We start from the raw sequence: 21693 nt of genomic DNA, 5'->3' as shown, positions 1-21693 counted from the left end.
CTGCGGGAAATTGAGCCCCAGAGGATTATTTGAGGGGGTGGGGCGGCGGGAGCGGCCCGCGGGCGGGGAGGCGGGGCCGGGCCGCGGGGGCGGAGGTCGGCCCGGGAACGCGGAGCGCCGTCGCAGCCGCCGCAGCCGCCGCCGCAACCACCGCAGCCGCCGCCGCAACCACCGCAGCTGCCGCCGCAACCACCGCAGCAGCCGCGCCCCAAATGCCGGTGGCCCCTCCCGCAAACGCGAGAGGGGCCACCGGGCTGAGGGTCTCAGATCATTAGATCTTCGACGAAGCGTCCTTCAGGACGCTGCGGAGGATTCCGCCGATCTCAGCGAACTCAGCCGGACCAATGGTCAGCGGCGGAGCGAGCTGGATAACGGGGTCTCCACGGTCGTCTGCGCGGCAGTACAGGCCTGCGTCCCAGAGAGCGGGCGACAGGTAGTCGCGCAGCAGGCGGTTCGACTCTGCCTCGTTGAAGGTCTCCTTGGTCGACTTGTCCTTGACAAGCTCGATGCCGAAGAAGTAGCCCTCACCGCGGACGTCACCGACGATGTCGATGTCGAGGAGCTTCTCGAGCTCCGCGCGGAACAGCGGGCTGTTCTCGCGGACGCGGCCGTTGAGGTCCTCTTCCTCGAAGATGTCGAGGTTCTCGAGAGCCGCGGCTGCAGCAGCCGGGTGACCCGCGAAGGTGAAGCCGTGGTAGAAGGTGTTGTCCTCCGAGTTGAAGGGCTCCGACACCTTGTCCGAGACGATCATCGCACCGAGCGGGACGTAGCCCGAGGTGATGCCCTTTGCAGAGGTGATGATGTCGGGCTCGTAGCCGAGCGCCTTCGAAGCGAAGAAGTCGCCGACGCGGCCGTACGCACAGATGACCTCATCCGAGACGAGGAGCACGTCGTACTGGTCGCAGATCTCGCGAACGCGCTTGAAGTAGCCGGGGGGAGGCGGGAAGCAGCCACCCGAGTTCTGCACGGGCTCGAGGAACACGGCGGCAACGGTCTCGGGGCCCTCGAAGAGGATTGCCTCTTCGATGCGGTTTGCAGCCCACTGGCCGAATGCCTCGATGTCGTCCGAGGGAGCGCCCATCTCTTCGGCGCGGTAGAAGTTCGTGTTCGGCACGCGGTGACCACCGGGGGTCAGCGGCTCGTAGAACTTCTTCATGTCGGGGATGCCGGTGATGGCAAGAGCGCCCTGCGGGGTGCCGTGGTAGGCAACCGAGCGCGAGATGACCTTGTGCTTCATCGGCTGGCCCTTGATCTTCCAGAAGTGCTTCGCCAGCTTGAACGCCGACTCAACAGCTTCGCCACCACCGGTGGTGAAGAAGACCTTGTTCATCTCGCCGGGAGCGTACGAAGCGAGGCGCTCCGACAGCTCGATTGCGGCGGGGTGAGCGTACGACCAGAGCGGCATGAAGTCGAGCTGCTTCATCTGCTTAGCAGCTGCGTCGACGATGCGCTGGCGGCCGTGGCCGGCGTTGACAACGAACAGGCCTGCAAGACCGTCGATGTACTCCTTGCCGGCGGCATCGTAAATGTGGTGGCCCTCGGCGCGGGTGATGACGGGGATACCGTCGTTGAGCACCTTGCGGTTAGTGAAGTGCGGCCACATGTGGCGCTTGGCCGAAGCCTGCAGCGCAGCAGTGTCGACCGCAGCGGTCGGATCGAAAGACATGGTTATCTCGTTCCCCAGTCGTATTTTTGTTTGTTGAGTTGGAGGTAGACGAACGTCTCAGTAGCTGAGACCCCATCGATGTCCCTGATCTTGTCGTTCAGGAGCTCGATGAGACCGTCGTCGTCCTCACAGACAACCTCGGCGAGGATGTCGAAGGAGCCTGCGCTCAAAACGACGTAGCTCACTTCGGGCAGTTCCGCGAGGCGGTCGGCGACGACCCTGGTGTCGCCGGAAACGCGAATGCCGAGCATTGCTTGTCGGTGGAAACCGAGTCGCATTGGGTCGGTCACAGCAACAATCTGCATGACCCCGGCATCCGTGAGCTTCTGAACACGCTGCCGAACGGCTGCCTCGCTGAGGCCGACCGCTTTCCCGATCTCGGCGTACGAGCGGCGACCGTCGAGCTGAAGTTGCTCGATGATCGCCTTCGACGTTGAGTCGAGGGCAGGAGTAGTTCGTTTGCTGCTCACGCTTCCGATTCTGACAGTACTGGCTGGAAAAAGCAAAGGAATCCGTTGTTTGAGCATCAGTTTTCTGCGCATTTCCCCGGAGGAGCGCGAAAAAGTGACGGCGAGGGGGCTGCCGTGACGCGGTCGCGGGCGGCAGGTTCAGCGCAGCCCTGCGCTTATGAGCACTGTAGCAACGGTGGGCGCGGCAGCGCTCGACTTTCCGGCGGAATCATCCGCAAAAGCTCAAAAAGGGTGTGCGAATCGTCGGTTTTCCGTGAGAAAGGTAACTGTTTCATGAAGAAGTCTGGAAATTCGGTTCCAGACAATTGGCAACCCCGCCCAACGTGTGGGATATTCGTCCATACGACTCGGCGGGTTCAATGACTGCACCCGACGAAGCTAAATATGAGTCAAAGGAGACTTCTATGGCACGCCGTATCCCCGAAGACCCCATTGTTCGCAGCATCGTGAACATGGTGCGCAGCGCACAGTTCGATCGCAGGCAGATGCTCAAGGGCGCCGCCGTCGGAGCCGCAGGGCTCGGCGCGCTCACGCTCGCATCCTGCGCCCCCGGAGGGGGAGGAGGAGCCGGCGGCGGGAGCAACGCACAGAAGCTCGTGTGGGGTAACTGGACCTACTACCTCGACTTCAACGAGGACACAGGCTGGTATGACTCGCTTGACCTCTTCACAGACGAGACCGGTATCGCCGTCGAATACATCGAGGATATCGACGACAACAACACCTTCTACGGCAAGATCAAGGACCAGCTTGAGCTCGGCCAGCACACCGGCTACGACGTCATCACGTTCACCGACTGGATGAACGCGCGTCTCATCCAGGCGAAGCAGGTGCAGGAGTTCGACTACGCCAACCTGCCAAACGTCACGGCCAACCTCGTCGACGCGCAGCTGAACGCGCTCGACGCTGACCAGGGCCGCAAATTCACGATTCCGTGGCAGCTGCCCGCGTCCTGTCTCATGTGGGATACCGAGGCCGTTCCGGGCGGTATCAAGACGCTCGACGACTTCATGCAGCCCTCTCTGAAGGGCAAGGTCGGAGTGCTCACGGAGATGCGCGACACGATGGGCATCATCCTTGCGGGCCTCGGGTACGACCCCGCGGGCGCCTGGGGTGACAAGGAGTGGGGCGAAGCGATCCAGTGGCTTGACGACGGCATCCAGAGCGGCCAGATCAAGAACGTGAAGGGTAACTCCTACACGCAGGATCTGGAGCGCGGTGACACGCTCGCCGCGATGGTCTGGACCGGCGACGTCGTGATGATGAACGCCGAGTCGCCAGACGGTCCGCGCTGGACGATCGAGGTGCCCGAATCGGGCGGCATGATCGCGGCCGACTCCTTCACGATTCCGAACGGAACCGAGTCGGCGAAGAAGAAGCTCGCCGAGGAGATGATCAACTTCTATTACGACCCCGAGGTCATGGCGGCCGTCGCCGACTATGTGACGTTCGTGCCGCCGGTGAAGGGCACGCAGGAGGCCATGCGCAAACTCAACCCCGAGAACGCAGACAACCCCCTCATCTTCCCCTCAGACGAAGACTGGAAGCGCCTGCACAGCTTCCGCTCGCTCTCGCCCGAGGAAGACAAGAAGTACTCCTCCGAGTTCCAGAAGGTGCTGGGGCTGTAACCCATGGCTGAAAGTACCTCATTCGCCGAGTCCGGAGCAGACCTCGAACTCGTCGGAATTCAGAAGCGGTTCCCCGGGTTCACCGCGATCGAGAACCTCGATCTCACCATCCCGGCCGGTTCGTTCTTTGCGCTGCTCGGCCCGTCTGGCTGCGGCAAGACGACGACGCTGCGGCTCGTGGCAGGCCTCGAAGAACCGAGCGAGGGGCAGATCAGGATCGGGGGCCGGGACGTCACGGGGCTGAAGCCCCATAAGCGGCCCGTGAACACCGTCTTCCAGTCGTACGCGCTCTTCCCGCACATGTCGATCCTTGAGAACGTCGCGTTCGGCCTGCGGCGCAGGCGGATCGGCGACCCGGTTGGCAAAGCGCACGAGGCGCTCCGCCTCGTCGAACTGGATCACGTCGCCGACCGCAAGCCGGCGCAGCTCTCGGGCGGCCAGCAGCAGCGCGTCGCGCTCGCGCGTGCCGTCGTGAACCGGCCGGCCCTGCTGCTGCTCGACGAGCCCCTCGGCGCACTTGATCTGAAGCTCAGGCGCCAGATGCAGCACGAACTCAAGGAGATCCAGCAGGAGGTCGGCCTCACGTTCCTGCACGTCACGCACGATCAGGAGGAGGCCATGACCATGGCCGACACCGTCGCCGTGATGAACAAGGGCAGGATCGAGCAGATGGGTGCGCCCGAGGCGCTGTATGAGCTGCCGAAGACCGTGTTCGTCGCGAACTTCCTCGGCCAGTCGAACCTGTTCGTCGTCCAGGTGACGGGGGAGAGCGGCGACGCGATCCACACCTCGCTGAACGGTGACCGGATCACGGTGCCGCTCGCGCGCACGGAGCGCACTACGGGTGTCATCACGGTTGGCGTGCGACCCGAGAAGATCAGGCTGCACGCGGAGGCTCCGGTGGAATCCGCGGGCGTCAACGTGATCGGCCCCGGCCGGATCACCGACGTTTCGTTCAGCGGCGTGAGCACCCAGTACACGGTCGAAGCGCCGGAGTTCGGGGAGGTGCAGGTCTTCGCGCAGAACGTCGAGGCCGGGCCAGCGGCACGCCTCGGCGACGAGGTGTGGTTGAGCTGGCTCGTCGAGCACACGTTCGGCCTCGCCGACGACGAGACCGACACCGGTTCGATCACGGCCGAGTTCTCGACGCAGGCGATCGCCGCGCAGGCAGCCAGAGCCGAGTAGGGGGTCACCGCCATGGCGTTTACGGCATTCTCCGGAAACACGAAAGCGGTTGAGCAGCACCCGCGCAGGCAGGGGTGGGTCGTCCTCCTGCTGCTCGCGCCCGGCATCGCCTACATGCTGCTGTTCTTCGTCGCTCCCTTCATCCAGCTCGCGCTCACCGCGCTCCAGGCCCCCGCGGCCTCCGGCGGCATCGGGCAGTACGTCGCCGCGCTCGAGTTCGGCAATTACTGGACCGCGCTCAGCGAGTACTGGCCGCATCTCGTGCGCTCCTTTATCTACGCGCTGACGGCGACGATCATCGGGCTGCTCATCAGCTATCCACTGGCCTACCTCATCGGCGTGAAGGTGCGTTCGAAGCCGATGCTGCAGGGGATTCTGCTGATCCTCGTCGTCGCACCGTTCTTCATCAGCATGCTGCTCCGCACGCTCGCGTGGAAATCCATCCTCCCGAGCGAGCTCATCGGCACGCACTTCTCGGTGATCTTCGGCCTCGTGTACAACTTCATCCCGTTTATGGTGCTGCCGATGTTCGCCTCGCTCCAGGCGCTCGATTTGCGGCTGCTCGAGGCCGGGAGTGACCTGTACGCGTCGCCCGTGACGACGTTTCGCAGGGTGACCCTGCCGCTGTCGATGCCCGGCATCGTGTCGGGCACCCTGCTGAGCTTCATCCCGATGTCTGGCGATTACGTCGTCGCATCCCGCGAATTCTTGGGCGGCACGAGCACGGCGATGATCGGCAACGTCATCGAGTCGAACTTCCTGCAAACCCAGAACTATCCGATGGCGGCGGCGCTGTCGATCATGCTCATGGTGATCATCCTCATCATGATCGCGACGTACGTCCGAAAGAGTGGGGCGGAGGATCTGCTGTGAAGAAATTCAGTCTTGGTAAGGCGTTCGTCCCCGTCGTTGGCGCGATTGGCCTCATCTACCTGCTGCTGCCGATCGCGCATGTCATCCTGTTCTCGTTCAACGAGAAGCGGGGCCGAAACAACATCATTTGGAACGGGTTCACGCTCGCGAACTGGCAGAACCCCTGCGGCGCCCCGCAGGTGTGCACGGCGTTCGGCAACTCGATCATGGTTGGTCTCGTTTCGACGGTCATCGCGACCGTGCTCGGCACGATGATCGCGATCGCGCTCGTGCGGTACCGGTTCAAGTTCCGCTCGACGATCAGCCTCCTCCTGTTTACGCCGATGGCGACCCCGGAGGTTGTGCTCGGCGCGGGCCTCGCCGCGCAGTTTCTGCTCGCCGGCGTTGAGAAGGGGCTCGGCACCGTCATCCTCGCGCACGTGATGTTCTGCATCTCGTACGTGGTCGTCGCGGTGAAGGCGCGCGTGGCGTCGCTGAACCCCGCGATCGAGGAGGCGGGGCGCGACCTGTACGCGTCGCCCGGGCAGGTGTTCTGGCGGATCACGCTGCCGATGCTCATGCCGGGCATCATCGGCGCCGCGCTCTTGAGCTTCGCATTGTCGTTCGATGACTTCATCATCACGAACTTCAACTCGGGCACGGCAACGACGTTCCCGAAGTTCATTTACGTGTCGGCGCTCAAGGGCGTCCCCGCGCAGGCGAACGTGCTCGCATCGATCGTGCTCATTGGCGCGCTGCTACTCGTGATCATCGTGCAGTCGGTGAATATCAGCCGCCAGAAAAAGCTGGCAACCAGGTAACCAAACGTTCAGCTGTTCTTGAGCGTTGCGCGTGAAAGCCCGCTCGATATCCGAAGATAATTCGGCGTGTCGGGCGGGCTTTTGCGCGGTGCCACGGATGGGTGCAAGATGAACTCCTGGCGGAACACACTTCCGCCCAAGCAGTTGTCGCATCGGAGCGAAGAAGCCTGTGCGACTCTCGGTATTTAGGAGAGCACATGACAAAGACGTTCACGCCCGCTGCAAAGCGTGGCGGGTCGCTCAAACGAAACCTCGGGCTGTGGGCCATCGTTGGCCTCGGGCTCGGGTACATGACCCCGACTGTCGTCTTCGACACGTTCGGTCTCGTCGCTCGCGATACCGACAACGTCGTGCCACTCGCGTACCTCGTCGCGCTCATCGTGATGATGTTCACCGCGGTGAGCTACGGCAAGATGGCCGGCGCCATCCCGAGCGCGGGCTCCGCGTACACGTACGTTCGCGAGTCGATCCACCCGAACGTCGGCTTCATGGTCGGCTGGACGTCGCTCATCGACTACCTCCTGCTCCCGATGGTGAACTGCCTCATCATCCGCAGCTACCTCGAAGCGGTCTTCCCGGGTACGCCGGGGTGGATCTGGGTCGTGCTCTACTGCATCCTCGTCACGAGCGTGATTTACCTCACGATGCGCGGCACCTCGAACCTCAACATGATCCTGCTCGTCTTCTCGATCGTCGTCATGGTCGTGTTCGTCGTGATGGTGTGGGCGCAGCTGCGCGAGGGTGAGGGCGTCGGCTCGATCGCTTCAACCCAGCCGTTCTTCCACGAGGGCGTGCAGATGAGCGCCGTGCTCACCGGCGCCACGATCGTCTGCTTCTCGTTCATCGGCTTCGACGCCGTCACCATGTACGTCGAGGAGGCGAAGAGCCCGAAGATCATGCCCCGCGCGATCCTCCTCACCGTCGTACTCGGCGGCGCAATCTTCCTCATCGCCGGCTACTTCACCCAGCTCCGCTTCCCGGACTGGCAGGAGTTCGCGCCCGGCGGCGACATGCAGTTCGTTGAGGATTCGACGCTGCCGCTCATCGGCCAGTTCGTCGGCGGTCCCGTGCTGCAGGCCGTGCTCACCGCCGCGGGCTTCGCGGCGACCCTCGCCTCGGGCCTCGCCTCGCACGCGTCGGTCTCGCGCATGCTGCTCGTGATGGGCCGCAACAACGTGCTCCCGAAGAAGTTCTTCGGTTACATCAACCCGAAGACCCACACCCCGACGTTCAACATTGTGCTGACGGGCGCGGTGAGCCTGCTCGCGATGGCGTTCACCCTCGAGATCATCTCGGCGTTCATCAACTACGGCGCGCTCATCGCCTTCACCGCCGTGAATGTGTCGGTCATCGCGTGGTTCGCGATCAAGCAGAAGCGCTACAAGACGCCGAAGGATTTCTTCTCGTACGTCGTGATGCCTGGCATCGGCATGATCCTCACCGGCGTCCTGTGGGCGAACCTGCACCTCGACGCGCTCATCGGCGGCGTCGCGTGGACCGTGCTCGGCCTCATCTACCTCGTGTTCCTCACGAAGGGCTTCCGAAAGAAGGTCTCGGCCTTCGACGAGATCCAGCCGGTCACGGGCTACAACAAGGTGCCGGAGGGCGCCGAGTAGTCACGCGCTGAGTTCGGAGCGAGCCGCCGGGGGTGGCGGCTCGCTCCGACCAGCAGTACCAGCAGTACCAGCAGCAGCCCGCGCAGCGCGCAGCTCCCGGCGCGTGATCGGGTCAAAGAGCGGCAGCGTGACTCCGCAGAGCGGCCCGATGAGCAGCGCGAACGCGACGGTGCCGAGGCCGACGTTGCCGCCGAGCAGCCACCCGGCGAGTAGAACGGTGAGCTCGACCGAGGTTCGCGCGATCCAGATCGGCGTGCCGAAGCGATTGTGGATCCCGGTCATCAGCCCGTCGCGCGGCCCCGGGCCGAGTCGGGCACCGATGTAGATGCCGCTCGCGGCGGCGAGCAGCAGCAGCCCGGTCGTGAAGAACACGATGCGCAGCCAGAGGGGCCCGGGCGTCGGCAGCAGCCAGAGGCCGAGGTCGATCCCGGGGCCGACGAGCAGGATGTTCAGCACCGTGCCGAGCCCGGGCCGCTGGCGGAGTGGGATCCACAGGAGCAGTACCGCGAGTCCGATGAGGTTCGTGAGCAGCCCAATGCTCAGCCCGGTGCGCAGCGCGATTCCCTGCGCGAATACGGTCCAGGAGTCGACGCCGACGGCGGCCTTGATCATGAAGGCGTCGGCCAAGCCGTATAGCAGAAGTCCGGGGATGAGACGTGAGAGTCGGGCAAGCATGTGATAAGTCCACTCTCATTTGGCCTGGTCTTCAAGAGGCCACTTTGGTTAGAGTGGCCTCATGATTGCGCAGCGGCTTTCGGCCAGGCGCCTCGTCCAGCTCCTCGGGGAGTGGCGCGGTGACGGGCACAGTTACCTCGAACTCAGCGACTCGATCGCCCTGCTCGCCCGCGACGGAACCGTGCCCGTCGGCACCGCGCTGCCGGCCGAGCGGCCACTGTCGGAGGCGCTCGGCGTGAGCCGCACGACGGTGAGCGCGAGCTATCGGCGCCTGCGCGAGAGCGGGTTCGCGCACTCACGCCAGGGCTCGGGCACCGTTATCCGCGCCCGCGGGGACGGGGCGGGCGCCGCCTCAGACGCGGCCTCCGGCGACATCGACCTGACGACGGCGTGCCCAGCACCGTGGCGCGGGCTCAGGGAGCTCACCGCCCGCGCATTCGCCGAGCACGCAGACACCTTCGACGAGCTCGGCTTCGACACGATCGGGCGGCAGGATCTGCGGGTCGCGATCGCCGACAGGTACGCGGCGCGCGGCCTCCCGACCTCGCCCGAGCAGATCATGGTCACGCTCGGCGCCCAGCACGCGAACTACCTCGTCGCGAGGACGTTGCTGGGGCGGGGGGACAGGAGTCTCATCGAGTCGCCGAGCTACCCGAACGCGCGCGAAGCACTCCGGGCCACGGGAGCTCTCGTCGCGGAGCTGCCCGTCGCGTCGGCGGGCTACGATGCCCCGGCGATCCTTGACATCGCGCGCCGCACCTCGCCACGGCTCGCCTACCTCATCCCCGATCACCACAATCCGACTGGGCAGAGTATGCCTGAGGAACTGCGCGCTGAGCTCATCGCAACGCTCACCGCCCAGGGCGCGCACATCTTGGCCGATGAGACTACCGCTGAGTTGACGCTCGGCGCCCCGGCGCTCGTACGGCCATTCGCGGCGGCGGCCGAGCTCCCTCATCAGCGCGACGCCGTCATCACGGTCGGGTCGCTCGGCAAGAGCGTCTGGGGTGGGTTGCGCGTCGGCTGGATCAGGGCCGCGCCGGAACTCATCGCCCGGCTCGAGATCTCGCGGAGGATCGGGGATCTCGGCACGGGCGCGTGGGAGCAGGTGATCGCGCTCTGCGCGCTCGAGCGGTACGACGAGATCCTCGCCGAGCGCGCGATCGAGCACGCCGCCCAATACCGAACGCTCGCGGAGCAGGTCGCGGCGCAGTTCCCCGAGTGGCGGCTGCCCCAGGTCGCCGGGGGAGTGAGCACGTGGGTCGACCTCGGCGGACACCACTCCACGCGGCTCGCGCGCGCCGGGGCCCGCTCGGGTGTGCGTATCGCGCCGGGGCCGAGGTTCGGGAGCCCGGGGGTCTTCGAGCGCTTCATCCGCTTCCCGTTCTCGGCGCCGTCTGACGACCTCAGGGAAGCCGTGCGGCGACTGCGGCTCGGCTGGGAGAGCGACGGCGGGGCCGCGCGCTTAGAGCTTGCGGACGTCGCCGTCATCTGAGCGCGGCTGCAGCGCCGCCGCCGGGGGAGTAAACTTGCCCCATCATGCTTGAACAGGACTTCTCCGCCCGGATTCGCTCGCTCCGCGCCACCTACGCCGATATCGCGGAGGTCACTGACCTGCCGAAGCTCGATCGCGAGATCGCGGAGCTCGAGGAGCAGGCCGCCGCCCCAGACCTCTGGGACGATCCCGCGGCTGCCCAGGTCGTGACGAGCGGCCTGTCGCACCGCCAGGCGCGTGTGCGCAAGGTGCGCGGGGTCGAGTCGCGCATCGACGACGTTGAGGTGCTTGCTGAGCTCGCCGAGGAGGCAGGCGACGCGGACACGGAGGCGGAGGTGCTCGCGGAGCTCGCCGCGATCGAAGCGCAGATTCAGGATCTTGAGGTGCAGACGCTCCTCTCCGGCGAGTATGACGCCGAGTCGGCGGTCATGACGATCAGGTCGGGCGCCGGCGGCGACGACGCGACGGACTTCGCCGAGATGTTGCTGCGCATGTACCTGCGCTGGGCGGAAGACCGCGGCTACACGACGAAGGTGCTCGACACCTCGTACGCGGAGGGCGCTGGCATCAAGTCGGCCACCGTCGAGATCGACGCGCCCTACGCGTTCGGCACGCTCTCGGTTGAGGCCGGGACGCACCGCCTCGCGCGAATCAGCCCGTTCGGGTCGGCCGACAAGCGACAGACGAGCTTCGCCGCGGTCGAGGTGATCCCGCTGCTCGCGGAGGCGACCGAGGTCGAGATCCCGGAGACCGACATTCGCGTCGACGTGTACCGCTCGAGCGGCCCCGGCGGGCAGTCGGTGAACACGACCGACTCGGCTGTGCGCATCACCCACATCCCGACGGGCATTGTCATCTCGATGCAGAACGAGAAGAGCCAGATTCAGAACCGCGCGGCCGCGATGCGCCTGCTGCAGGCCCGACTGCTCATCCTGCAGCGTGAGGAGGAAGCAGCGAAGAAGAAGGAGCTCGCGGGCAACATCACCGCGAGCTGGGGCGATCAGATTCGCTCCTACTTCCTCTACGGCCAGCAGCTTGTGAAGGATCTGCGGACGGGGTTTGAGTCGACGCAGCCCGACGCGGTGTTCGACGGCGACCTCGACGGTTTCATCGCCGCGGGCATCCGTTGGCGCTCGCTCAACAAGTAGTCGAGGCCGGCTTGCCGCACAGGCACGTCTTGGCCCGCGCAAAGGTTCCCGGGAATGCGCCTAACTCGCGCGCGCCTCAGCCGCTATTCACCAAACCGCGCGTAGTCTCTGTGGCGTTATGATCCTCTTTGAAAACGTCACCAAGAAGTACCGGGGCACGCAAAAACCCGCGCTCGACTCGGTTGATCTCAAGATCGACCGCGGCGAGTTCGTCTTCATCGTGGGTGCGTCGGGCTCGGGCAAATCAAGCTGCCTCCGGCTCATTCTGCGAGAGGATCGCCCGACCTCGGGCCAGATCCACGTCGCCGGGCAGGATCTCAGTAAGATCTCGTCGCGCAAGGTCCCGTACTTCAGGCGCGGCCTCGGCACCGTGTTCCAGGACTTCCGGCTGCTCGCCAACAAGACCGTGTTCGACAACGTCGCGTTCACGCTGCAGGTTATCGGCAAGTCGCGCGGCTTCATCCAGGAGGCGGTGCCCGACACCCTCGAGATGGTCGGGCTGACGGGCAAGGCCAAGCGGTTCCCGCACGAGCTCTCGGGCGGCGAGCAGCAGCGCGTTGCGATCGCGCGCGCCATCGTGAACAAGCCCGCCATCCTGCTCGCAGACGAGCCGACGGGCAACCTTGACCCCGCGACGAGCCTTGGCATCATGCAGCTGCTCAAAGCGATCAACGCGTCGGGCACGACCGTCGTCATGGCGACCCACGAGGCGACCTTCGTTGACATCATGCAGCAGCGCGTCGTCGAGCTGTCCCAGGGCGTTGTCGTGCGCGACGACGTCGAGGGCGGCTACGGCCACACCGCCTCGATCCCGATCGCTGAGCTCACCGACACCGGCGCGCGCGTGCTCCGCACCTCCGAGGAGGTCGTGCGGCAGGCGCTGGCCCCCGACGTCGAGCGCATTCGGCAACAGGACGCGGCGGCCGCCGCGGCGGCCATTGCCGACGGCGCAGTGTCTCCGGCACCCGGCGTGCCCGCCGCTGCGCCGCAGGGCGCCGTCGGCTCCGCGCCCGTCGAGATCCCGCTTCCCGAGCCGCTGCTCTCCGCCGCCGCAGAACCCGTGCCCGCGGAAGACGTCGCCGAGCCGCTCGCGACCCGCCTCGATAGCGGCGACGACCTGAGCGTTCCGCCGCCGCCCGACGAAGCGGTGCCGGGCAAACGCATCCCGTCGTTCCTTGAACCCGACGTTGAGAGCACCGTGCAGGTCGCCGAGACGGGCGGCTTCGCGGAGCGCCTCGGGCTGAGCGAAGACGACGATCAGGGGAATGTGGGGCCCACCCGATGAGATTCAGGCTCGTAATGGGAGAGGTCTGGAGCGGTCTGCGCCGCAACCTCTCCGTCGTGATTTCCGTGATCCTCGTGACGTTCGTGTCGCTGACGTTTGTTGGCGCTGCGATCCTCATGCAGCAACAGGTCCAGCAGATGAAGTCGTTCTGGTACGACCGGGCCCAGGTGGCCGTCTACCTCTGCACGTCTCACGACCGCAGCGCCACCTGTGACGGTACCGACGCAGGTGAAGAGCAGATCACCGCCGTTGAGGAGGCGCTGAAGTCCGAGACGCTCGCTCCCTACATCGAGGATTACTTCTTCCTCGACCACGACCAGGCGTACGAAGAGTTCAAGAAGCAGTTCGAGGGCAACCCGATCCTCGACGTCACCAGCCCCGACCAGCTCAACCAGACCTACTGGGTGAAGCTGAAGGATGCGGCGAAGTCGCAGATCATCCTCGAGACGTTCAGCGGCATCCCCGGGGTGCAGAGCGTGAAAGACCAGCAGAGCCTCCTCGACAGGATCTTCCTGTTCCTCGGTGTTGCGAGCTACACGGCCATCGCGATCGCGGGCCTCATGCTCATCGCCGCGATGCTGCTCATTTCGACGACAATCAGGCTCTCGGCGTTCTCTCGCAGACGCGAGATAGGCATCATGCGCCTCGTCGGCGCCTCGAACAGATTTATCCAAACGCCCTTCATCCTTGAAGGGATCATCGCCGCGCTCATCGGCGCGGTGCTTGCGGGCGCCGCCTCCGTCGCGATCGTGAAGTTCTTCGTGCAGGGCTTCCTCGTGAAGGAAGTGCCGTTCACGAGTTACATCACTGTCGAGCAGTCGCTGATCGTGCCTCCGATCCTCATCGCGCTTGGCGTGATCCTTTCGGCGATCGCCGCGAAGATCGCGATTACCCGCTACCTGCGCGTCTAGCGTTCGCCGCCCGCCCGGTTCCCGCCGCGGCGGGCGGCGTCGTACCGGGGCGCGAGTTCGCGCCGCGCCCGAGGGCTCCGGTAGGCTGGATCCTTGCGTACACCCGCAGAGACGACGACGAGAGGGCGTGAACATGCCAAAAGAGACCGGTGAGAAGCTCATCGCTTCGAACAAGAAGGCGCGTCACGACTACCTCATCTTCGACACGTACGAGGCGGGTCTCGTGCTCACCGGCAGCGAGGTGAAGTCGCTTCGAATGGGGCGCGCATCGCTCGTCGATGGCTACGTCTTCATCGAGCGGGGAGAGGCCTGGCTCGACGCCGCCTACATCCCCGAGTACTTGAACGGCTCGTGGACGAATCACGCGCCGCGCCGCAAGCGCAAGCTGCTCCTGCACCGCAAGCAGATCGACAAGCTGTACGACAAGACCCGCGAGGGCGGCATGACGATCGTGCCGCTGCGCATGTATTTCCTTGACGGCCGCGTGAAGGTCGAGATTGCGCTCGCAAAGGGTAAACGCGAGTTCGACAAGCGGCAGACGCTGCGCGAGCAGCAAGACAAACGCGAAGCCGAGCGCGCGATGCGCCAGCGCAACCGCACAGGGGAGTAGGGGCGTCGATGGGGGATCGCTTGCGCCAAGTCGCTGTCGTCATCTTGGACGGCGCGAAACCGCTCGATGTCGGCATCCCCGCGCAGGTGTTCACCACGCGCCCGAGCATGCCCTACGAGGTACGGGTGTGCGGCGTTGAGCCGGGCCTCGTGTCTGGCGGCGATGGGCTCTCGTACGCGGTCGAGCACGGGCTTGAAGCGCTCGAGGAGGCCGAGCTGATCTTCATCCCCGGGTACCGGCATCCCGACCGCGAGGAGCCGCCAGCAGCCCTTGTTGAGGCGCTCATTGCCGCGCACGACCGCGGCACGCGCATCGCCGCGATCTCGACGGGGGCGTTCGCGCTCGCGGCGACGGGGCTCCTCGATGGCAAGCGCGCGACCACCCACTGGCACTACTCGCGGATTTTCGCCGAGCGATTCCCGCGCGTGCAGGTCAACGAGAGCGTGCTCTTTGTCGACGAGGGAAACGTGCTCACCTCGGCCGGTGCCGCCTCGGGCATCGACCTGTGCCTGCACATTCTCCGCGGTGACCTTGGGATGGCGACCGCGAACCACGCCGCGAGGCGCCTCGTTGCAGCGCCCTACCGCTCGGGCGGGCAGGCGCAATACGTGCGGCGGAGCGTGCCGCCGACGATCGGTGAGCGCTTTTCCGCGACGCGCGAGTGGGCGCTCACCCACCTCGACGACCAGCTCACGATCGAGTCCCTCTCGCGGCACGCGAACGTCTCCCCGCGCACGTTCTCGCGCCGGTTCCGTGAGGAGACCGGGTACACGCCGATGCAGTGGGTCATGCGCGCGCGTATCGACCTCGCGCGCGAGTTGCTCGAGAACACCGACTTCGGGATCGACGAGATCGCGCTCAGCGTCGGCATGGGCTCGGGCGCGAACCTGCGCCAGTTCTTCCGCCGGGTGCTCGGCACGACGCCGAGTGAGTACCGGCGCACGTTCACCGCTGGGGAGTAGGCCGGTCGAGCCTCGCTCTTGGGCGCCGCCGTGGCTGATCGGTAGAGCTTGGCGTTAGCGCTCGGCGCCTGTGGCGCGATCCTTTCGGGAGTGGGCGTTAATGCCACTTGATGGGCTCTCCATTTCTCTTGAAAATGGTCTTAGTACCCCAAGAAGTCCGAGAGAGATGGAACAATGACCGCTCGTATTGCTATCAACGGTTTCGGTAGGATCGGCCGCGGGCTCCTCCGCGCGATCCTTGAGCGGGGCAGCGCCCTTGACGTTGTCGCGGTGAACGACCTCGGCGACGGAAACGCGCTCGCGCAGCTGTTCAACTTTGACTCTGTCTACGGCCGCGCTCCCGAGCGGATGCGCTTTGAAGACGGCTTCCTGATCGTGGGCGACCGCAAGATCCAGATCATTGCGGAGCGTGAGCCCGCGAAGCTGCCGTGGGGAGACCTCGGCATTGACGTCGTCGTGGAATCGACCGGCCGCTTCACCGACGCGAAGGACGCGGCGCAGCACCTCGAGGCCGGCGCGAAGCGCGTCCTCGTGAGCGCGCCCTCGAAGGGCGCAGACGTGACCATCGCGCGCGGCGTGAACCACGATGCGTTCGACCCCGAGAGGCACCGCATCATCTCGAACGCGTCGTGCACGACGAACGCGCTCGCCCCTGTCGCACAGGTGCTCAACGACCTCGCCGGCATCGAGCAGGGCTTCATGATGACCGCTCACGCGTACACGGGAGACCAGAGCCTCGTTGACGGCCCGCACAAGGATCCCCGTCGTGCGCGTGCCGCTGCGCTGAACATCGTGCCCTCCTCGACCGGTGCGGCGAAGGCGATCGGGCTCGTGCTGCCCGAACTCGACGGCAAGCTGCAGGGCGACTCACTGCGCGTGCCCGTGCCCGTCGGGTCGATCGTCGAACTCACCGCGATCGTGAGCCGCGAGATCACGCGTGAAGAACTGCTCGCCGCCTTCAAGGAGGCTGCCGAGGGGCGCCTCGAGGGTGTGCTCGCGTACTCCGAGGACCCGCTCGTGTCGAGCGACATTGTCGGCGACCCGCACTCCTCGATCTTCGACTCTGAGCTCGCCAAGGTCGAGGGCAAGCTCGTGAAGGTGTCGGCCTGGTACGACAATGAGTGGGGCTTCTCGAACCGCGTTGTCGAGACCCTGGAGTTCCTGACGCGCTAGCACTGGCGTGGCGGGTGGTCGGCTATGAGTCGCCCACCCGCTTGTGCGTTGGTGGGGCTGCGGGGGCCTCCTCGGCGCATTCGCTGTGGGCGGAGTTCGGCCGGCTGTGCGCCACCAGGTGTCCGTGGTACTCTGGAGGGCCCGGCGTGCCCGGGAACCTTGAGAACTCAACAGTGTGTGATGCGAAATGTTCGCGGGTTGTTTGCTGACCCGCACAGACGGGGCCGATCGGTTTCGACACGTCGATTTGAGACTGTGAGAAGCGGGCCGAGGACGCGGAGTTATCTCGTAAACGCCCTTCGCAACCAATAGGTGCCACTTCTAAGCGCACCGACTTCGCTCTCGCTGCCTAAGCACGAGACCGAGTCCGTCAGGCCGGGTGTGCCTCCGCCCCGGTTTCCTGGCGTCATCTAGGGGGCTTGCTGGTGCGTTGCGTCTCAGGACGCACCGGGACTTTTACTGAGGCTGGGCCTGTCATCCTAGGTGTTCGTGACAAAGAATGGGGCCGAGTAGAACGTCAACACGAACTACGCTCGTAGAAGGCATGGAATCGTCGAAGTGGACCGGGGTTCAATTCCCCGCGGCTCCACGAACATGCGCATCACGCACTGAGTTTTCTTCCAAGAGGCCGCCCCGCGGGGCGGCCTCTTGCGGTTTCTGTGGCGTTGGCTGGTGCCCACGTCTTGCCAATGTGATCTGCGATGCCTATGCTGAGGCGTCAGTCGTGGCGACATTGGACGCGTCGATTGCAGTTCTTGGGTGTGCCGAGACGGCGTCAAGATGGTGTCGCGGTGGCGCCGGTGTGGCGTGAGGCAGCAACCTGGGTTGACAACTTCGCCTCAGCAACGTAGGTTGACAGCATGGACCTTGAACAGATTTCCGGCATCGCAAACGACGTGGCTGACCCGCGTGAGGGGCTGCGGGCAGTTGTCTCGCTCCGCGCTCTCGCTGACGCGCTTGAGCTCAAGCAGGTCGAGGCCGCGCTGGCCGCGGGCATGACCTGGCAGGTCATCGCCGATGCGCTTGGGGTGACCCGGCAGGCTGTTCACAAGAAGTACGCCAAGCGCGTCGACCAGCGCCTCCTGCCTGGGAAGGGTCGCTGATGGGTAAGTTTTCGCGAAGTGCCGCGACCTCGTACGACCTCTCGCTGGCGGCAATGGAGGAGGCGTCGCGCGACGGCCTGCGAGAAGCCGATCTGGCTCACCTGCTGATGGCGCTGTCAATCTCCGAGCAGGTCGGTGGTCAGGTGCTCAGGGCGTCCGGAGTCACGCTGCAGCGGGTGCGCCAGGCGGTCGCGGAGGAACGGGAGGTGCAGCTTCGCGCCCTCGGTGTTGATCGGGCCCAGGTGGCCCCTGGCCCGATTGTCTTCCACCAGACCGGCGGGTACGAGTGGTCGCGGCGCGCGCAGCGGGTGTTGACCCGGGCAAACGCTCGCGGCCGAGATGGCACGGCCTCGGCCGTCTTGCGCGAGCTTCTTGAGGAACCGAGCGGGGCCATCGTCTCGCTGCTGGGCGGCGTGGGAGTGGCGCGCGGAGAACTCGTGGCGGAGCTCGATGCCGTCGAACGTCTCACAGTGTCGGGCGCCGGGGGAGGTGTGCCCAGCGGGGGTGGCGTGCTCCAGAGGTCGGACGTCACGTTTGTGCCGGCCGCAGTGGGTGACGTGTGGGCGCTCCTCGCGGACCCCGCGCGAATGCCCGAGTGGGACATCCTCTTGGGTGAAGTAGCGGTGCCCGACGAGTCACGGGGGCGCGTGCCGAGGCCCGGCGACACGTGGGAGGGTCTGGCGAAGTCTGAAGCGCCAGACGGCACCCCCTTGAAGATTCGCCCGGCGCTGCGGCGCACGGTCGTTGAACTTCTGGCTTTTCGTCACGAAGAACTCATTTCCTGGCGCATGAGCACTCCTGACGAGCCGCGAGCCAACGCGCGCCGGGTTACGGTGGGCCTCGAACCTGCCGCGGGTGGCACTCGGCTGAATATCTCGTTCGCCTGGGAAACCACAGCCCGCGGTCCGGCCTCTCTCGTGCGGAGGGTGCGCCGGCTGCTCATGACCCCGGCCATGCGGTTCGCGGTGTGGATGCAGCTCTCGCAGATCGGGAGTGGCATTAGTCGGGTGTTCCGCTCTGGCGGTGAGGCGGCGGTTGGCCGGTAGCGAACAACGCTTGCGCAAGCGCGCAAGGATTGGGTAGTGTGGAGCTACCGCCTCCTGCACTCTGCTGCCCGCGTTGCCGCATCTGACGCACCGTCTCGGCGCGCCATTCGCGCGAGTCTGACCGGAGGCGCCCCACTACTGAAAGGGGGCACGTCATGGAAATGCTTGATCTTGCTCTTCGTATCTTTGCCGGTCTCGCGCTCGGCGCCGCCATTGGATTCGAGCGCCAGCTCCGATCCCGCACCGCGGGCGTGCGCACGAACGCGCTCGTGAGCCTCGGGGCCGCGCTCTTCGTGATCATGGGCGCGTTCAGCTTCGACGGGTCAGGCGCAGACCCGACGCGCGTCGCCGCTCAAATCGTGTCTGGGATCGGTTTCCTCGGCGCGGGCGTCATCATGAAGCAGGGCACCTCGATCTCTGGCCTGAACACCGCGGCAACGCTGTGGGCCTCGGCGGCCGTCGGCGCGCTCGCGGGTGGCGGCATGCTGCTCGTGGCGGTCGGGGGCACGCTGGCGATTGTGCTGTCGAACATTCTGCTGCGACCGCTCGGGAGGCTCCTCGACCGCGCGGGCGGCGCCGCCTCCCGCGAGCCCGTCGCGACGGAGTACGAGTTCGTGGTCCGCTCGTCGGCTTCCGCAGAGGTCGCCGTGCGGTCCAAGGTCGTCGCGGCGCTGCAGAACCCCGAGTTTACGGTGCACTCGCTTGCCGCGGCCGATGTCGCGGATGGCGTCGTCGAACTCACCGCGACAATCGTCTCCCACGAACGCAATGACAGCGCGCTGGAGGCCGCCATCGCCGACGTCATCCCGGTCCCGGAAGTGACGTCGGTGCGTTGGGCCGCGCAGGAGCTGCGCGGAGAGGACTAGGAGCGGGCTCGCGCGCGTGACGCAATGAGCGCGATAAGGCGCCACCCGAGGAGGAAAGCGCCCACGGTCAGCGTCGCGACGATGACGAACGGGATCGCGGTGCCCTGCCCCGTCAACGCGCGGAAGAGCATGCCGAAGCCGACGGTGCCGATCCAGACGGGAACGCCCGTGCGAAGGATCGCGGCGGGCCGGCGCCACGCGAGCGTGAGTAGCCACGACAGCGCGAGGCCCGCGAGGAACGGCCAGGCTGTCTCGAACGGGCCAAGGAGGGTCGCCTCGCGCGCGTGGCTGCCGCGGCCGACCGCTGCGAACACCACAACGAGCGCGGCGTCGAGCAGCAGCATGCCGGTCACGGCGGCGGCCGACGTGCGCTTGGGGGAGCCTGTCTGCATGGTCACGGTACGCTCCGCTCGTTAGTTCTTCGCTGCGGCGACCGTCGCGATGACGGCGTCGTGGAGGGGGCCATTGGTGGCGAGCGAGCTGCCGTTCCAGGCAGTCTCGTTGCCTTCGATGTCGGTGAAGCGGCCACCCGCCTCGGTGACGATCGGTACGAGCGCCGCGAGGTCGTACGCCTTGACGTCGAACTCGGCGACGATATCGACGAGGCCCTCAGCGAGCAGCATGTATGACCACATGTCGCCGTAGGCGCGGTCGCGCCAGGTCGCTTGTTCGAGGGCGAGCAGCGAGTCGAGGTAGCCAGCGAGGCGCCACTGCTCGATCGACTGGAAGCTCAGCGAGGCGTGCTCGAGGTCGCTCACGCCCGATACGCGGAGCCTGCGTGGCTCCTTCCCGACCTCCTGGCCCCAGGCGCCGCCGCCGGTCTCGGCCCACCAGCGCATCCCAAAACCGGGTGCGGAGACCACGCCGACGGTCTGTACGCCGTCGACTTCGAGCGCGATGAGCGTCGCCCAGTTCGGGACGCCGCGGAGAAAGTTCGAGGTGCCGTCGATCGGATCAAGGATCCACCGACGCGCCCCCTTGTCCTCGCGGCCGGACTCCTCGCCGAAGAAACCATCGTCCGGTCGCTCTGCCTCGATTCGTGCCCGCAACGCGTCTTCAACCGCCTTGTCGGCGTCGGTGACGAATGTGCGGTCGGGTTTCGTGTCGACCCGCAGGTCGGCCGCGCGGAAGCGGGGGAGGGCGATCGAGTCTGCGAGGTCGGCGAGCGCGAGCGCGAACGCGAGATCCGGCGACGGGGAGGTGGGCTGCTCGGTCATGAGGCTCCGTGAGTGCTCGGGCCGCTGCGCGGCTTGACTACCTCAGCTAAGCCTAGCGCTCGGTGGCGGGAGGGATGAGGCCTGAGAGCTTCGCGAGCTCTGCAGCCTCGTCGACCGTGGGATCCTTCTTCGCGATTCGCCTGATGAGGTCCGCGGCTCCGTCGTAGACGACGTGGCGCAGGAAGGCAGCCGGATCCTCAGCCTGCGAGGCGTCCGCCGCCGCGAGCGAAAGCTGCCCGGTGGCGGTGCGCTTTGCGGGTGAGACTCGAGGATTCTTCAGGCCGGTCACACCATCGCCCGCGCTGATCTCACCCCCGATATGAAGAAACAGGTCGAGGTCGTAGGCGAAGGCGGTGTCAGCGAGGTCGCGCGTGATGCGCTTCGGCTCCCCGTAATACTCGGGTTGGAGCGAGGTGCCGCCGAACACCGTGCGAAAGGTCAGTCGACCGGTCTGCGGCGTGAGCGGATCTGGCATAGGGGAATTCTAGTCGGCGCGGGGCCCGGCTCACGAGATCGCTGCGAGCTGCGTGAAGACGAAAAAGAGCCAGATGGTGCCAGCGATGAGCCCGAGGTAGCCGAGCACGAGCCCCGCAACGGCGAGGCCCCACCCGCGCTCGTGAGTGCGGGTGATCTGGGAGAGCGCGATGTGCCCGAGCACGATGGCGGCGATCGAGATGCAGAAGGACAGCACGAACGAGAGGATCGCGAGCGTGTTGTACTTCTCGACAACCACGTACGACGCTGTGCGGTGTTTCGCCCGCCTCACGGCCGTCGTGATGACGATGACCGTGCACACGACGAGGGCGGCAAGGATGAGCAGGGTGAGCGGATCCATGTGGACTCCTTCCGACGGCCGGCGCGGTGCCGGGCTTCGGCACACGCTAGTTCCGCGGAGCTCGGCCTCGGGGCCAAACGGGAGGGGCGCCGCGTTGCGATTCTCCGGAGAGTTCGTTCGGGCCCCGAA

23 protein-coding genes and 1 other RNA gene are annotated in these 21693 nt (G+C 65.9%); 16 read left to right on the top strand and 8 right to left on the bottom strand.

The window, feature by feature from the left end; translation table 11 throughout:
* Positions 1–25: 25 nt before the first annotated feature.
* The 3 genes from FB468_RS17235 to FB468_RS06180 are packed head-to-tail and all read right to left on the bottom strand — an operon-like array spanning position 26 to position 2136.
* Positions 26–250, bottom strand: a complete 225-nt coding sequence (locus FB468_RS17235) for a hypothetical protein (RefSeq protein ID WP_211359093.1) — start codon at positions 248–250, stop codon at positions 26–28.
* Between the two features lie 21 nt (positions 251–271).
* Positions 272–1666 (bottom strand): aspartate aminotransferase family protein, encoded by a 1395-nt coding sequence (locus tag FB468_RS06185; RefSeq protein WP_119278989.1) that lies wholly within the window; start codon positions 1664–1666, stop codon positions 272–274.
* A gap of 2 nt (positions 1667–1668) precedes the next feature.
* Positions 1669–2136, bottom strand: a complete 468-nt coding sequence (locus FB468_RS06180; RefSeq protein ID WP_141886570.1) for an Lrp/AsnC family transcriptional regulator — start codon at positions 2134–2136, stop codon at positions 1669–1671.
* A gap of 404 nt (positions 2137–2540) precedes the next feature.
* Here FB468_RS06180 and FB468_RS06175 point away from each other — a divergent pair, with 404 nt between their 5' ends.
* The 5 genes from FB468_RS06175 to FB468_RS06155 all read left to right on the top strand — a co-directional run bounded on the left by FB468_RS06175 (position 2541) and on the right by FB468_RS06155 (position 8238).
* Entirely contained in the window at positions 2541–3764 is a 1224-nt protein-coding gene (locus FB468_RS06175) for an ABC transporter substrate-binding protein (RefSeq protein ID WP_141886569.1), read from the top strand.
* Positions 3765–3767: 3 nt separating this feature from the next.
* Positions 3768–4949, top strand: a complete 1182-nt coding sequence (locus FB468_RS06170; protein WP_141886568.1) for an ABC transporter ATP-binding protein — start codon at positions 3768–3770, stop codon at positions 4947–4949.
* 12 nt (positions 4950–4961) lie between these two features.
* A complete protein-coding gene (locus FB468_RS06165) occupies positions 4962–5822 on the top strand; it encodes an ABC transporter permease (protein WP_141886567.1) in 861 nt (286 codons plus the stop codon).
* Positions 5819–6622: an ABC transporter permease gene (locus FB468_RS06160; RefSeq protein WP_141886566.1), complete on the top strand. Its 804-nt coding sequence runs from the start codon at positions 5819–5821 to the stop codon at positions 6620–6622. The genes FB468_RS06165 and FB468_RS06160 overlap by 4 nt, the downstream gene beginning before the upstream one ends.
* A gap of 197 nt (positions 6623–6819) precedes the next feature.
* A complete protein-coding gene (locus tag FB468_RS06155; RefSeq protein ID WP_211359092.1) occupies positions 6820–8238 on the top strand; it encodes an APC family permease in 1419 nt (472 codons plus the stop codon).
* On the opposite strand, the gene yczE is transcribed toward FB468_RS06155, so the two are convergent.
* Positions 8239–8913, bottom strand: a complete 675-nt coding sequence (gene yczE, locus FB468_RS06150) for a membrane protein YczE (RefSeq protein ID WP_246055778.1) — start codon at positions 8911–8913, stop codon at positions 8239–8241.
* 61 nt (positions 8914–8974) lie between these two features.
* Between yczE and yczR the strand changes: the two genes are divergently transcribed.
* From yczR to FB468_RS06095, 11 genes are all read left to right on the top strand, one after another.
* Complete coding sequence (yczR, locus tag FB468_RS06145; RefSeq protein ID WP_141886565.1) at positions 8975–10408, top strand: MocR-like transcription factor YczR; 1434 nt, start codon at positions 8975–8977, stop codon at positions 10406–10408.
* A gap of 44 nt (positions 10409–10452) precedes the next feature.
* Positions 10453–11556 carry a peptide chain release factor 2 gene (prfB, locus tag FB468_RS06140; protein WP_141886564.1) on the top strand — a complete coding sequence of 368 codons (1104 nt, stop codon included), beginning with the start codon at positions 10453–10455 and terminating at the stop codon, positions 11554–11556.
* 118 nt (positions 11557–11674) lie between these two features.
* A complete protein-coding gene (gene ftsE, locus FB468_RS06135) occupies positions 11675–12841 on the top strand; it encodes a cell division ATP-binding protein FtsE (RefSeq protein ID WP_141886563.1) in 1167 nt (388 codons plus the stop codon).
* The gene (gene ftsX / locus FB468_RS06130; RefSeq protein WP_141886562.1) at positions 12838–13752 is read left to right on the top strand and encodes a permease-like cell division protein FtsX; all 915 of its coding nucleotides are present in this window, start codon (positions 12838–12840) and stop codon (positions 13750–13752) included. The genes ftsE and ftsX overlap by 4 nt, the downstream gene beginning before the upstream one ends.
* A 133-nt stretch (positions 13753–13885) precedes the next feature.
* Positions 13886–14362: an SsrA-binding protein SmpB gene (gene smpB, locus FB468_RS06125; protein WP_141886561.1), complete on the top strand. Its 477-nt coding sequence runs from the start codon at positions 13886–13888 to the stop codon at positions 14360–14362.
* Positions 14363–14370: 8 nt separating this feature from the next.
* Positions 14371–15324 (top strand): GlxA family transcriptional regulator, encoded by a 954-nt coding sequence (locus tag FB468_RS06120; protein WP_141886560.1) that lies wholly within the window; start codon positions 14371–14373, stop codon positions 15322–15324.
* A gap of 174 nt (positions 15325–15498) precedes the next feature.
* Positions 15499–16497 carry a type I glyceraldehyde-3-phosphate dehydrogenase gene (gene gap / locus FB468_RS06115; protein ID WP_141886559.1) on the top strand — a complete coding sequence of 333 codons (999 nt, stop codon included), beginning with the start codon at positions 15499–15501 and terminating at the stop codon, positions 16495–16497.
* 220 nt (positions 16498–16717) lie between these two features.
* Positions 16718–17089, top strand: a transfer-messenger RNA (tmRNA) gene (gene ssrA / locus FB468_RS06110).
* A 268-nt stretch (positions 17090–17357) separates the two neighbouring features.
* Entirely contained in the window at positions 17358–17600 is a 243-nt protein-coding gene (locus FB468_RS06105; protein WP_141886558.1) for a hypothetical protein, read from the top strand.
* Positions 17600–18646, top strand: a complete 1047-nt coding sequence (locus FB468_RS06100) for an SRPBCC family protein (protein WP_141886557.1) — start codon at positions 17600–17602, stop codon at positions 18644–18646. The genes FB468_RS06105 and FB468_RS06100 overlap by 1 nt, the downstream gene beginning before the upstream one ends.
* A gap of 155 nt (positions 18647–18801) precedes the next feature.
* A complete protein-coding gene (locus FB468_RS06095; protein ID WP_141886556.1) occupies positions 18802–19512 on the top strand; it encodes an MgtC/SapB family protein in 711 nt (236 codons plus the stop codon).
* On the opposite strand, the gene FB468_RS06090 is transcribed toward FB468_RS06095, so the two are convergent.
* Genes FB468_RS06090 through FB468_RS17230 form a run of 4 tightly spaced genes read right to left on the bottom strand, consistent with a single transcriptional unit; the run spans position 19509 to position 21564 of the window.
* Positions 19509–19904 (bottom strand): DUF3054 domain-containing protein, encoded by a 396-nt coding sequence (locus FB468_RS06090; protein ID WP_141888156.1) that lies wholly within the window; start codon positions 19902–19904, stop codon positions 19509–19511. The genes FB468_RS06095 and FB468_RS06090 overlap by 4 nt on opposite strands.
* Positions 19905–19925: 21 nt before the next feature.
* A complete protein-coding gene (locus tag FB468_RS06085) occupies positions 19926–20729 on the bottom strand; it encodes an inositol monophosphatase family protein (RefSeq protein WP_141886555.1) in 804 nt (267 codons plus the stop codon).
* Positions 20730–20781: 52 nt separating this feature from the next.
* Positions 20782–21204 carry a hypothetical protein gene (locus tag FB468_RS06080; RefSeq protein WP_141886554.1) on the bottom strand — a complete coding sequence of 141 codons (423 nt, stop codon included), beginning with the start codon at positions 21202–21204 and terminating at the stop codon, positions 20782–20784.
* 30 nt (positions 21205–21234) lie between these two features.
* On the bottom strand, positions 21235–21564 hold the full coding sequence (locus tag FB468_RS17230) for a DUF4190 domain-containing protein (RefSeq protein ID WP_211359091.1): 330 nt from the start codon (positions 21562–21564) through the stop codon (positions 21235–21237).
* Between the last annotated feature and the right edge of the window lie 129 nt (positions 21565–21693).

The organism is Leucobacter komagatae, from assembly GCF_006716085.1.
GTDB classification, from domain to species: Bacteria; Actinomycetota; Actinomycetes; order Actinomycetales; family Microbacteriaceae; genus Leucobacter; species Leucobacter komagatae.
The sequence above is the reverse complement of the archived record's forward strand: the minus strand, read 5'-3'. Positions and strand labels throughout refer to the sequence as shown.

Excerpts from the sequence above, each read along its gene's own strand:
- FB468_RS06185 (WP_119278989.1), bottom strand. The coding sequence starts at position 1,666 with ATGTCTTTCGATCCGACCGCTGCGGTCGACACTGCTGCGCTGCAGGCT.
- FB468_RS06175 (WP_141886569.1), top strand. The coding sequence starts at position 2,541 with ATGGCACGCCGTATCCCCGAAGACCCCATTGTTCGCAGCATCGTGAAC.
- FB468_RS06170 (WP_141886568.1), top strand. The coding sequence starts at position 3,768 with ATGGCTGAAAGTACCTCATTCGCCGAGTCCGGAGCAGACCTCGAACTC.
- FB468_RS06165 (WP_141886567.1), top strand. The coding sequence starts at position 4,962 with ATGGCGTTTACGGCATTCTCCGGAAACACGAAAGCGGTTGAGCAGCAC.
- FB468_RS06155 (WP_211359092.1), top strand. The coding sequence starts at position 6,820 with ATGACAAAGACGTTCACGCCCGCTGCAAAGCGTGGCGGGTCGCTCAAA.
- yczE (WP_246055778.1), bottom strand. The coding sequence starts at position 8,913 with ATGCTTGCCCGACTCTCACGTCTCATCCCCGGACTTCTGCTATACGGC.
- yczR (WP_141886565.1), top strand. The coding sequence starts at position 8,975 with ATGATTGCGCAGCGGCTTTCGGCCAGGCGCCTCGTCCAGCTCCTCGGG.
- prfB (WP_141886564.1), top strand. The coding sequence starts at position 10,453 with ATGCTTGAACAGGACTTCTCCGCCCGGATTCGCTCGCTCCGCGCCACC.
- ftsE (WP_141886563.1), top strand. The coding sequence starts at position 11,675 with ATGATCCTCTTTGAAAACGTCACCAAGAAGTACCGGGGCACGCAAAAA.
- ftsX (WP_141886562.1), top strand. The coding sequence starts at position 12,838 with ATGAGATTCAGGCTCGTAATGGGAGAGGTCTGGAGCGGTCTGCGCCGC.
- smpB (WP_141886561.1), top strand. The coding sequence starts at position 13,886 with ATGCCAAAAGAGACCGGTGAGAAGCTCATCGCTTCGAACAAGAAGGCG.
- FB468_RS06120 (WP_141886560.1), top strand. The coding sequence starts at position 14,371 with ATGGGGGATCGCTTGCGCCAAGTCGCTGTCGTCATCTTGGACGGCGCG.
- gap (WP_141886559.1), top strand. The coding sequence starts at position 15,499 with ATGACCGCTCGTATTGCTATCAACGGTTTCGGTAGGATCGGCCGCGGG.
- FB468_RS06105 (WP_141886558.1), top strand. The coding sequence starts at position 17,358 with ATGGACCTTGAACAGATTTCCGGCATCGCAAACGACGTGGCTGACCCG.
- FB468_RS06100 (WP_141886557.1), top strand. The coding sequence starts at position 17,600 with ATGGGTAAGTTTTCGCGAAGTGCCGCGACCTCGTACGACCTCTCGCTG.
- FB468_RS06095 (WP_141886556.1), top strand. The coding sequence starts at position 18,802 with ATGGAAATGCTTGATCTTGCTCTTCGTATCTTTGCCGGTCTCGCGCTC.
- FB468_RS06090 (WP_141888156.1), bottom strand. The coding sequence starts at position 19,904 with ATGCAGACAGGCTCCCCCAAGCGCACGTCGGCCGCCGCCGTGACCGGC.
- FB468_RS06085 (WP_141886555.1), bottom strand. The coding sequence starts at position 20,729 with ATGACCGAGCAGCCCACCTCCCCGTCGCCGGATCTCGCGTTCGCGCTC.
- FB468_RS06080 (WP_141886554.1), bottom strand. The coding sequence starts at position 21,204 with ATGCCAGATCCGCTCACGCCGCAGACCGGTCGACTGACCTTTCGCACG.
- FB468_RS17230 (WP_211359091.1), bottom strand. The coding sequence starts at position 21,564 with ATGGATCCGCTCACCCTGCTCATCCTTGCCGCCCTCGTCGTGTGCACG.